Source organism: Micromonospora sp. NPDC005197, from assembly GCF_040608295.1.
Classification (GTDB): Bacteria; Actinomycetota; Actinomycetes; order Mycobacteriales; family Micromonosporaceae; genus Micromonospora.
Map to the genome: position 1 here is coordinate 1 of NZ_JBEXHY010000156.1, position 10,890 is coordinate 10,890.

The 10,890-nt window shown below is 67.1% G+C and carries 10 protein-coding genes; 3 read left to right on the plus strand and 7 right to left on the minus strand.

Annotation, left to right across the window (positions count from 1 at the left end; all coding sequences use genetic code 11):
* Positions 1–246: 246 nt before the first annotated feature.
* The 7 genes from ABZU46_RS28515 to ABZU46_RS28545 all read right to left on the minus strand — a co-directional run bounded on the left by ABZU46_RS28515 (position 247) and on the right by ABZU46_RS28545 (position 7,183).
* The gene (locus ABZU46_RS28515) at positions 247–897 is read right to left on the minus strand and encodes a hypothetical protein (protein ID WP_354862567.1); all 651 of its coding nucleotides are present in this window, start codon (positions 895–897) and stop codon (positions 247–249) included.
* Between the two features lie 116 nt (positions 898–1,013).
* Positions 1,014–1,535, minus strand: coding sequence for a hypothetical protein (locus ABZU46_RS28520; RefSeq protein ID WP_354862569.1), 522 nt, complete (start codon positions 1,533–1,535; stop codon positions 1,014–1,016).
* A gap of 893 nt (positions 1,536–2,428) precedes the next feature.
* A complete protein-coding gene (dmpG, locus tag ABZU46_RS28525) occupies positions 2,429–3,442 on the minus strand; it encodes a 4-hydroxy-2-oxovalerate aldolase (protein ID WP_354862571.1) in 1,014 nt (337 codons plus the stop codon).
* A gap of 47 nt (positions 3,443–3,489) precedes the next feature.
* The gene (locus ABZU46_RS28530; RefSeq protein WP_354862572.1) at positions 3,490–4,452 is read right to left on the minus strand and encodes an acetaldehyde dehydrogenase (acetylating); all 963 of its coding nucleotides are present in this window, start codon (positions 4,450–4,452) and stop codon (positions 3,490–3,492) included.
* On the minus strand, positions 4,449–5,270 hold the full coding sequence (locus tag ABZU46_RS28535; protein ID WP_354862574.1) for a fumarylacetoacetate hydrolase family protein: 822 nt from the start codon (positions 5,268–5,270) through the stop codon (positions 4,449–4,451). Before ABZU46_RS28535 ends, ABZU46_RS28530 begins: the two co-directional genes overlap by 4 nt.
* 196 nt (positions 5,271–5,466) lie before the next feature.
* On the minus strand, positions 5,467–6,066 hold the full coding sequence (locus ABZU46_RS28540; RefSeq protein WP_354862576.1) for a cysteine hydrolase: 600 nt from the start codon (positions 6,064–6,066) through the stop codon (positions 5,467–5,469).
* Between the two features lie 10 nt (positions 6,067–6,076).
* Positions 6,077–7,183, minus strand: a complete 1,107-nt coding sequence (locus tag ABZU46_RS28545; protein WP_354862578.1) for a zinc-binding dehydrogenase — start codon at positions 7,181–7,183, stop codon at positions 6,077–6,079.
* A gap of 204 nt (positions 7,184–7,387) precedes the next feature.
* Between ABZU46_RS28545 and ABZU46_RS28550 the strand changes: the two genes are divergently transcribed.
* From ABZU46_RS28550 to ABZU46_RS28560, 3 genes are all read left to right on the plus strand, one after another.
* Positions 7,388–8,266, plus strand: a complete 879-nt coding sequence (locus ABZU46_RS28550; protein ID WP_354862580.1) for an alpha/beta hydrolase — start codon at positions 7,388–7,390, stop codon at positions 8,264–8,266.
* A 1-nt stretch (position 8,267) separates the two neighbouring features.
* Positions 8,268–9,209: a 3-carboxyethylcatechol 2,3-dioxygenase gene (locus ABZU46_RS28555; protein ID WP_354862582.1), complete on the plus strand. Its 942-nt coding sequence runs from the start codon at positions 8,268–8,270 to the stop codon at positions 9,207–9,209.
* A 70-nt stretch (positions 9,210–9,279) separates the two neighbouring features.
* Entirely contained in the window at positions 9,280–9,954 is a 675-nt protein-coding gene (locus tag ABZU46_RS28560) for a GntR family transcriptional regulator (RefSeq protein WP_354862584.1), read from the plus strand.
* Positions 9,955–10,890: the final 936 nt, after the last annotated feature.

Consider the following 10,890-nt stretch of genomic DNA (forward strand, 5'->3'; position numbering starts at 1 on the left):
GCCGCGGCGGCGGCACTGCTCGGGTAGGTCCGCCGGCTGACTCGTTCAGCAATCCTGGTGAGTCACGCCGACCATGGCACTGGCGGACACGTCTGCGGCCACGATCATCGCCTGGTGATGTAGCGAGCGATCTTGAGTGAGAGTGGACGGACGGCTGTTGCGCCATGTCGGCGGCAGATCCGGATACCTGTGAGCCGTGGGTCTCGGCTAACGACACACGGGCGGTAGGAGAAATCCGCGATTGGATCAGACGTTGTCGGTCCAGGGTTTCCCGACGCCCGCGCGTGACACGCTGCGCCCACCTGGCAGGTCAAGAACATCGATGAGGCTGGGGTCCTCGTCGACGGCATGGTGCAGGTGCCCGACTTTGCCGTTGCTGCCGCTCGCGTCGGTGGCTCCGACCAACTGCCAGACCCCGTCGTCCGCATCGTGACTGACGAACAAGACAGGCTCATGACGTTCGAACACCTCAGGGGTCTGGACACAGACCGTGCCAAGCAGCCAGTGCCGCATCCACCAGGCTCGCCGGTCGTGCTCCATGACATGGTCGGTGACCCACCAAACGAACGGCAGGTCCTCGTGGGCACGCGACTGCTCCGCGGTCAGGTCCGGGCCGCCCTGCGGGACCCGCTCGAACGGCTCGTCGACCAGGGAGAACGCATGACCACCGTCGTTCGCGAAGACGACGGCGTGGAAGGTGCCACCACCCGGATTGCCGACACCAATCCCAACGGACAGTCGGGCGACATGCGGGTCCGAGCCGGTGGTCCAGCCGAACGCGTACGAAGCCAACTCCCCACGCGGCCCCACGAACTCGCCGAATGCCCGCCGGTCCATGCCGCTGGCATCGGCCGTCGGCACCTCAACGAACGCACCCTCGAGCACCTGGATATCCACGCCGGCAACCTATCCGATCGCGCACATCAACCCGCAGTCGCACGCCTCGATGCCGCAGATCCGGATGTCCGCCGTACGCGACCGTCGTCGCGCTGGCGACCGGCCGCACCTCGAGATCAGGTTCTGTCGCGGTGACGGCGGGCTTCGATGTCGCGCAACACGTCCGGGTCCCATTGGCTGGCGTTCCAGTCGTCGCTGGTCGGAGTGGGCGACAACGGCCACGCCGGGTCCTGCCCGGCGACGGCTGAGTAGTGTCCGGCGACGACGCGGTCGACGTGGGCGATCAGCCGCAGAACCCGCCTTCGGCTGTGCAGCACGCCGCCGATCAGCGCGGCGGCTCCGACGGTACGCAGGGCTGCCTGGCCGAACAGGACGGCCGGGGCGGTTCGGTCGACGGCCAACCAGGCCGTGGCGGCGCTCAAGACGACGCAGGAGGAGAAGACGCGTATGCCCCAGTGGCGGCTGTACGAGCGGCCCGAGGAGCCGTGCGCCTCGGCGATCTGACGAGTGCCGCGGCCCCAGATCAGTCCGCTGATCCCCAGGCCGATGACGGCGACGATCAGAGTCAGGTTGGCCAGGACGTAACCGATCGCCGCCCCGGTTCCGGACGGGGGCAGCGGGCGGGCACGGTCGCTCACGGCGCTGCCGAGGATCGCTGCGACGATCGCGGCTAGGGCGAAGAGAATGGCGAAACCGGCTACGAACCAGGTCGCGATGTCCCAACCCGCTGTCCTGGGCGCGGGTGGAGGTGTCGAGGACCGGCACGTATGGCCTTGGCCGGGACCTTCGAGTTCGGTTCCGCATTTCGTGCAGTGCAAAGTGTTCCCCTCAGCGGCGCGACCAAGCCTCTGCCAGGCCAGATGAGCTGGGTGTCGCGCATCTTCCCGCACAGGACGGAGGGCCCGCCGGGTTCGGTGCCTAAAGGATCATGCCCGGTCGGCGCCGGTCCGGCGACCCCGAATCCCGCTGCTCGTCCTCGCCCCGGTTCCGCGCGGGTTGCCCGATGCCGCACAGGTGTCGGGTTGCTGCCGGTAGGGACAGTTTCTCGACGGCGACGTTGGCAACTCATAGCCGCCACCAGCACGGCTGCACGAGCATCAGCTCAGGCGGAACCGCCCCCCGATGTTCGCCATGCGCGTGGATGCTTCGTGTCGTCGTCTGCCGATTCGCAAGGATCGGTTGATCTCGCGAATCTCCACAAATACTGGTGTCCGAGGGCGACGAGCACCGCCACCACGGTCGCCTACTGGCGCCGCCGCGGCCCTCATCTGCACCCGGCGGACATCGCCGTACGGATCGGCAAGTCCGAACGCACCGTCGGCCGCTACTGGTCGCGACCGGCCACAAACCGCACTTCCCACGTCAACGGGCGCCTTGCTGACAGCCTCCGCCGCTGACACCACCGGCCGGCCCCGTTTTGGCCCGACGACCACATCCGCTGGCAGGTCCCCGACTGCGATCCGCTGCGGGGGAATGGCGGACCATGGCGTTTTAGCACCGTACAGCGGCGGACACCATCCCCGGGCGAGACTCAGCTCGCCGTGCGAGAGGCCAGCAGGTCGAGCGCGATGTCGACGATCATGTCCTCCTGTCCGCCGACGAGTTGCCGCTTACCGACCTCGAGCAGGATGGTGCGTACGTCGATGCCGTAGTGCTTCGAGGCTGCCTCGGCGTGCCGGAGGAAGCTGGAGTAGACGCCGGCGTATCCGAGGGTGAGGGTCTCGCGGTCCACGCGTACCGGGCGGTCCTGGAGCGGCCGGACGAGGTCGTCGGCGGCGTCCTGGAGCGCGAAAAGGTCGCAGCGGTGGGTCCATCCGTGCAGGTTGGCCACGGCGATGAACGGCTCGATGGGGCAGTTGCCAGCTCCGGCACCATGACCGGCCAGAGAGGCATCGACGCGGGTCACGCCCTCCTCGACTGCTACGACCGAGTTGGCCACCGACAGCGAAAGGTTCTCGTGGGCGTGGATGCCGATCTCGGTCTGGGGGTCGAGGACGTCCCGGTAGGCGCGGATCCGCTCGCGTACACCGTTCATGGTGAGGCGACCGCCTGAGTCGGTGACGTAGACGCAGTGCGCTCCGTAGGACTCCATGAGCTTCGCCTGCTTCGCCAGCTCGTCGGCCGGGGCCATGTGGCTCATCATCAGGAAGCCTGAGACGTCCATGCCGAGGTCGCGGGCGTGGGCGATGTGCTGGGCGGACACGTCGGCCTCGGTGCAGTGGGTCGCGACCCGCACCGAGCGGACGCCGAGCCGGTAGGCCTGCTCGAGTTCTGCGACCGTGCCGATGCCGGGCAGCAGCAGGGTAGTGAGAGTGGCGGTTTTGATGTTGTCGGCCGCGGCCTCGATCCACTCCCAGTCGCTGTTCGACCCGGGGCCGTAGTTGAGTGACCCCCCGGCGAGGCCGTCACCGTGGGCGACCTCGATCGCGTCGACGCCTGCGGCATCGAGGGCGGCGACGATTTTCGCGACGTCGTCCGGCGAGACCCGGTGGCGCACGGCGTGCATTCCATCGCGCAGGGTGACGTCCTGAATGTACAGATTCACGGGGGCGGAGCCGGTCATGGCGTTGGTCTCTCGGTCGGCAGGGGTCGTCAACGGGTCACCTCACGGGCGACCTTGGTGGTGAGGCGGGCGGCGATGGCCTCCGCGGTACGGAGCGCGGCGGAGGTCATGATGTCGAGGTTGCCGGCGTAGGCGGGCAGGTAGTGCGCTGCGCCCTCGACTTCGAGGAACACCGTTACTTTGGTCGTCGCCGGTCCGGCGCCCGTGGGTAGCAGCGTGTGCACCGGCTCGTCGTCCGGGATGGAGGTGAACTGAACCTCCTGCTTCAGGCGGTAGCCAGGCACGTACGCCGCGACCTGCTTGACCATGTCCGCCACTGAGGAGCGGATCGCGTTGTGGTCGGCGTCACCGATGAGCGCGAAGACGGTGTCGCGCATGATCAGCGGGGGTTCGGCAGGGTTCAGGATGATCACGGCCTTGCCGCGCAGGGCGCCGCCGACCCTCTCGATCGCTGCCCTGGTGGTCTCGGTGAACTCGTCGATGTTCGCGCGTGTGCCCGGCCCGGCGGAGCGGGACGAGATCGAGGCGACGATTTCGGCGTAGGGGACCGGTGTGACGCTGGAGATGGCGTGCACGATCGGGATGGTGGCCTGGCCACCGCAGGTGACCATGTTGACGTTGGCGACGTCGCTGTCGAGGTGTTCATCGAGGTTGACCGGAGGCACTACGTACGGGCCGATCGCAGCGGGGGTGAGATCGACTATCTTCTTGCCGTAGGGGGCAAGCTTCCTGGCATTGACCACGTGCGCGGAGGCGGAAGTGGCGTCGAAGACGATCTCGATGTCGTCGAAGCCGTCCATCGCGATCAGCCCGTCCACGCCCTCGTGGGTGGTGGGCACGCCTAGCCGTCGGGCTCGAGCCAGACCGTCGGATTCCGGGTCGATGCCGACCATCGCGCCCATCTGGAGGGTTTCGGAGAGTCGCAGCACTTTGACCATCAGGTCCGTGCCGATATTGCCGGAGCCGATCACGGCCACCTTGATCTTGCTCATCGCATTTCCTTCGCCGAGAACGTGGCGGTCACGGTGCCGAGGGAGGAGATCTCGGCTCGGACCCTGGCGCCGGTGGGAGTGGCAACCATCGGGCCGAGCGCGCCGGAGAGTACGACCTGGCCGGCACGCAACGGCTCGCCGAGCTCACGGGTGGTACGAGCCAACCAGAGCAGCGCGTTGAGCGGATCGCCGAGGCACGCGGCGCCGTAGCCCTCGGACACCAGGTCGTCGTCGACGTACATCCGCATCGTGACGTCGACCGGCTCGAAGTCGGTGAGCGTCACCCGCTGCGAGCCGAGCACGTAGAGCCCGCTGGAAGCGTTGTCGGCGACGGTATCGGTGATGCGGATGTCCCAGTCCGCCACCCGGCTGTCGACGATCTCCAGCGCGGCGACGGCGTAGTCAACCGCGGCACGGACGACGTCGACCGACAAGTTCTCGGAGTTGAGGTCCGCTCCTAGTACGAACGCGATCTCCGCTTCCGCCTTGGCCTGGAGCAGTCGCCCACTCGGGATTACGGGCAGGTGGGAGACATCCATGTCGTCGAACAGCACCCCGAAGTCGGGCCGGTCCACCCCCAGCTGCTGCTGTACGGCGGGAGAGGTGAGGCCGATCTTGCGGCCGACGATACGCGCGCCTGCAGCGAGCCGGTTTCTGGTGAGTCGCTGCTGTACCGCGTAGGCCAGCTCCATGTCGCTGTCACCGAGCAGGTCACGCACCGGCTCGCACGGCGTGCCGTTGCGCGCTGCGGATTCGAGCCGGTCGGCCGCCTGAATGATGGCGGCGGCCCGATCGGTGCTTGTGGGTATCTGGGTCATCTGTGTCCTCGTGTCGGGTCGCCGCCGAGGACTCGGGCAGGCCCGCAGCCGGGCTACCGCTGTCATCGGTACGACGTGCGATGGGCGGACGCGTCCGGTGTCTGCTGTGGAGCGTCGGGGTCTCCGGAAATGCGGCAGGCATGGCCGGAGACCCCGAAGATGGCGCGCGCGGGCGATTCGCTGGCGCGCCGAGCGGTCAAGACAGCTGAGAGGTGAACTCGTCAACGGTTGCGACGGCGGCGAACAGCCCCATCGAGCCCAGAGATGCTTCGTGGGCGCCGGCGTCCGCGGCGGATGACGCGTCCGAAAGGACCACGGTGTGGTAGCCGAGGTCGGCGGCCTGTCGCACGGCGCCTTCGACAGATGCGTTGGTTGCGACGCCGCACACGATGACGTTCTCGATTCCGCGCTCGGTGAGGAGGTCGGCCAGTGCGGAGTCGGTGAACGGGCCCGGTCGCTTGTGCGTGATGACCACGTCGGAGTCGGTGACCGTGAGGTCGGGAACGAGGGCTGCGCCCTCCGTGCCGTCCTTGAGACAGCCTGCCTGCGCCACCATCTGCAGCAGCGGAAGCGTGGGGTTCAGGTCGGAGTGATCGGGTGCGAACGCGATACGCAGCGGAACCACGACTCCGCCCCTGTCGCGCAGGTGCTCTGCCGCGGCGTTGACCTTCGTGATGACGTCGCGGGCGGTGTACTCGGCAGAGAAGATCGTCCCGAAGGCGGTCCCCTCCGTGACGATGTCGTGCTGGAGGTGGACGATGAGGAGCGCGGTTTTGGACGCGTTGAGCTGGTTCATCAGTGGGTCCTCACTTGTGGGGCTGGACGATGACGCTGGCGAATCCGCCGTCGCGGTGGTTGGCCGCCGCCTGCACGGCCTCGTTGGCCTGCTCGAGCGGGAAGTGGTAGGCGTCGAGGTGGCTCAGGTCGAGAGTGCCCGCAGCCGCCATCCGGGCCATGTCCTCGCCCTCGGCGGTGGTGAACCACAGGGACCCGATGATGCTGATGTGCATGGTCATGAGCCGGTACATGGGGATGGGGAGGTCCTCGGGCATGGCGCCGATGCTGACCATCCGGCCTCCACGGCGCAGCGCCCAGATTCCAGCCATCGTCACGTCAGCCGTCGCGGTGTCACCGGTGGCGTCGAGGAACACGTCGACGCCGCGTCCATCCGTGTGGGACCGGACCCACTCACCAACCTCCTGCTCGCCGAAGGAGAGGACCTTGATGCGTGCCGGGTCGATCTGACGGACCCGCTCCAAGCGCTCCTTGTTGCGCGCCACGGCGAAGATCTGGGTTGCCCCCATAGCGCGCGCCAGGAGGACGGCGTTGACGCCGAGAGTCCCGGTCGCACCGTGGATCAGGACGCTACTGCCGGCGCGGACGTCGCCCTTGCGTAGGCCGCTGTAGGCCGTGCCCAGGTAGCCGAAGCGCGTGGCGTGGTCGAGCGGAACGTTCTCCGGGATGACGATGACGTTCTTGACTGGCGCCTTCACGTACTCCGCAAGCCCGCCGTACGGATAGTCCTTGTGGATCTCGGCGGAATCCGGTCCGAAGCCGAAGTAGCCCATGAAGGTGTAGGCCGGGTCGTTCATCGGCTCGCCGTTGCGGGCGGCCCACGAGTCCCCGGAATCCAGGCCCGGGTTGATGTAGACCCGGTCGCCGGGCTTGAGGTTGCGTACCCGGGAACCGACCTCCGTGATGACGCCGGCGCTGTCCATGCCGAAGACAGCAGGCAGCTGCGGCAGGGGGAGGAAGGGCTTGACTGTCGGGTAGGTGTTGATGACGTTGCGCAGGTTCTGGACGATGGCCGCCGCCTCGACGCGGACAATCACGTCCTGGTCACCCGGGACCGGCTTCTCAATCTCGTCGATCTGGAACTTGCCGCCGACTTCGTGCAGCCGCGCGGCTCGCATCGTTGCCATGTTCGGACTCCTCACAGGTAGCGTTCGGCAGCCTCCCGGGGAACGGGGCCGCCGGAGATTGGCATGCCACATCGTGGCACGAGGTGATCGCTACCACAACTGCCACCTTGCAAAAGCTCTATCGCGCGCCACCCGGTATGGACATTACATCGGCCAGCTAGCATGCTAGTTGAGACGTCGAGGGGAAGGACGGACATGACCGAGCGTGAGTTCACCAGTGTGTGGTCAGACCTCGCCCAGGTGGAGTTCAGCCAGGGCTTCATCCGGGCGGGGCCCTACCGGACCCGCTACCTGAAGGCAGGGTCGCAGGACAAGCCACTGCTGCTCATGCTGCACGGTGTCACCGGTCACGCCGAGGCCTACGTGCGGAACCTGAAGGCGCACGCCGAGCACTTCAACGTCTACGCCATCGACTTCATCGGGCACGGCTACTCGGCCAAGCCCGACCACCCTCTGGAGATCCCCCACTACATCGACCAGGTCCACCACGTCATGGACACGCTCGGCTACGACAAGGCGTACTTCAGCGGCGAATCGCTGGGCGGCTGGGTAACGGCCCGTTTCGCCCAACTTTATCCCGACAAGGTGGAGCGGATCGCGCTCAACACCATGGGTGGCACGATGGCCAACCCGCAGGTGATGGAGCGCCTCTACACGCTGTCCATGCAGGCCGCGGAGGACCCGTCCTGGGAGCGGGTCAAGGCGCGCCTGGAGTGGCTGATGGCCGACCCGTCCATGGTCACCGCCGACCTCATCAAGACCCGCCAGATGATCTTTCAGCAGCCGGACTGGCCGCGGGCCTGCCGGATGAACATGGCTCTGCAGGACCTCGAGACACGCAAGAGGAACATGCTCAGCGACGACGACCTGCGTGCGATCAAGGCGGAGGCGCTGGTGATCTGGACGACCAAGGACCCCTCGGGCCCGGTCGACGAGGGCCGGCGCATCGCCGAGCTGATCCCCAACGGCCGCCTGCAGGTCATCGACAACGCCGGCCACTGGCCACAATACGAGCAGACCTCGGTGTTCAACCGCGTGCACCTGGACTTCCTGCTCGGAAACGAAGCAGTGTGAGATGACCGTTGCACTGATTGCCACCTCTCACAGCCCTCTGCTCGAACACGCCGACCTTGAGGCTGGGGTGGCAGCCGAGCTCGATCAGGCGTTCACGACCGCCCGGCGCTTCGCGGAGGACTTCGACCCGGAGCTTGTGATCAGTTTCGGGCCGGACCACTACAACGGCTTCTTCTACAACCTGATGCCGCCCTTCTGCATCGGCTATGCGGCGAACAGCGTCGGCGACTACGGCACCCAACCGGGCCCCCTCAACGTGCCAGAGGAGATCGCACGAGGGATCGCCGAGGCCGTCATGTCGGCAGGCATCGACCTCGCGGTCTCCCTTCAAATGGAGCTCGACCACGGCGCGGTCCAGCCCATGGAGATCCTCTTCGGCGACATCGCCGCCCGCCCCGTGGTGCCGATCTTCCTCAACTCCGTCGCACCACCCTTCACCCCGCTCCAGCGAGTCCGGCTTCTCGGCGAAGCAGTCGGCCGCCATGTTGCCCAACTGGAGATGAGGACCCTGCTCATCGCCTCTGGCGGTCTCTCCCACGACCCGCCCGTCGCTCGACTGGCAACTGCCACGCCTGAGCAGCGCCGGGTCCTGCTGGGTCACCATCTGCCCGCGACTCCGAGCTGGCGGAAGGAACGAGAGCAGCGCGTCGTCGAGACCGCCAGGGCCTTCGCAGCAGGCACCGCCGATATCCAGGACCTCGCCCCCGACTGGGACCGCGCCCTCATGGCCACCCTCGCCTCGGGTGACCTGACCAGCCTGGATGCGTGGACGCCAGAGGAGATGGCCAGGATCGCCGGGAACTCCTCACACGAGGTGCGGTCCTGGATCGCGGCCTATGCCGCACTAGGATCCTGTGGCGCTTACAGCGTTCAGTACAGCTACTACCGACCGATCCGTGAGCTGATTGCGGGCTTCGGCCTGACCACTGTGACCCTCGACTGAGCACGACCGACGAGACTCGTCGACATGGTTGGCTTGTGCCCAGCGCCAGCACCTGAGATTGGGAACCGCGATGAGCATAGCCACCGAATCGGGAAGAACAGACGTCCCGTTGGGACGTCTGCTGTTCGACCGCCTGCGAGAACAGCTCGTCGAGGGCACGTACCCACCCGGCTCCCGCGTGCCGATCGATGCGATCAAGGAAGAGTTCGGGGTCAGCAAACAACCCGTCATGGAGGCGCTGCGACGACTCGCCACGATGGGACTCGTGGAGATCGTGCCCCAGAGCGGCTGTGTTGTCCGGCAGTACACCCAGCAGGAGGCGCGCGACTTCTTCGGCGTGTTCGGCTCGTTCGAGGGTGACATCGCAGCAGCAGCGGCCCGTCGACACACTCCCGAGGAACTCGTAGAGCTCGACCACGCGTTCGAGCTGCTACATCAAGCGGAACACACCCCCGAGGTCGCCCAACGCAGTCGCGACTACTTCCAGCACAACGCCGGCTTCCACCGGGTCATCCACCGGATGGCCCGTTCGCCGCTCATAGCCGACCTCAGCCAGCGCATGTGGGTACTGTCAGACTTCCTGATGTACGGCTTCGCCGGCGCCGCACCCATCGCTGGCGCCGTCGATGCCCGAAATCACGACCACGACTTGATACGAACCGCAATCCGGGATCGCAACGACACCGTCGCCAGAGCCGCCATGGACCACCACATCCGATCCATCACCCGGCTCTTCGCCGACTGATCGTAGTTACTATCGGAGTTGGTGCTTGTCGCCGACATCGCGTTGCGGGTTAGCAAGCAGACGCGAGGGCGTCCCATGATCGGCGTTGGTCGGCGGTCGGAAAGCCAGACCCTCCTCGAGGGCCGCTACCTGGGCGGGCGCCCGCCCGCCCTACGGCTACACCCTCCGCGATCTTGGGCCCCTGGGCGGCCTCGTCAACGAAACCGAGTTCGACGGGGACGACTGATCGCCCACTCCGCACCCGCGCAGCGATCTCCGAAAGCAGAGGGCGCTCCCTTCACTGACGCCTTCGAGCGTAAGCAGGACGCTGCACCGACTCTGACCTGCACAGACGAGAAGCCGCAGCTAGGGGTGGGGCAGCTACGCGCCGTTGAGTGCCGTTCGGTGCAGTTGCAGGCCGTTCAGTGCACCCCTGTTGCTCCCCAACCTGCTCCCCCGCTCCGGCCCACATGAAGACCTTCAAGATTCTCCGCGACTACCGCCACACCCGCGTCCCACCACGCGCAGCATGATCGGCAACGGGCCGCGGTCCCGCACGATGCCGAGCACGCTGCGGGGACTAGCGACGTCGATTGCCCGCCGCCCGAACTCGGCACTTCGGACCGCGCGGGCGGCTGCACGATAGCGATGAGCGGCGCCTCGGGCCCCGGCCTCGTACCGCAACCCGGCCGGCGGCCGGGATGGCAAGAGGTCCAACGAGCAGGAGTAGGGGCGGCCACGAGGTGGTTCGCACTGGCGGGCCGGCCCGCTCACCGCCAGCCGGCGACCTCACCCGTCAGTGGTCCGGTCAGTCGCGTTGCCTGTCCCGTGCTGCTGGTTCTGCCGCAGAGCTTCCTCGAGTTGGTCTTCGAGGATGATGATCCGGCAGGCAGCCTCCAGGGCGGTACCCTGGTCGACCATCTCCCGGGCCCGAGCGGCCAGGCGAAGCTGGTAGCG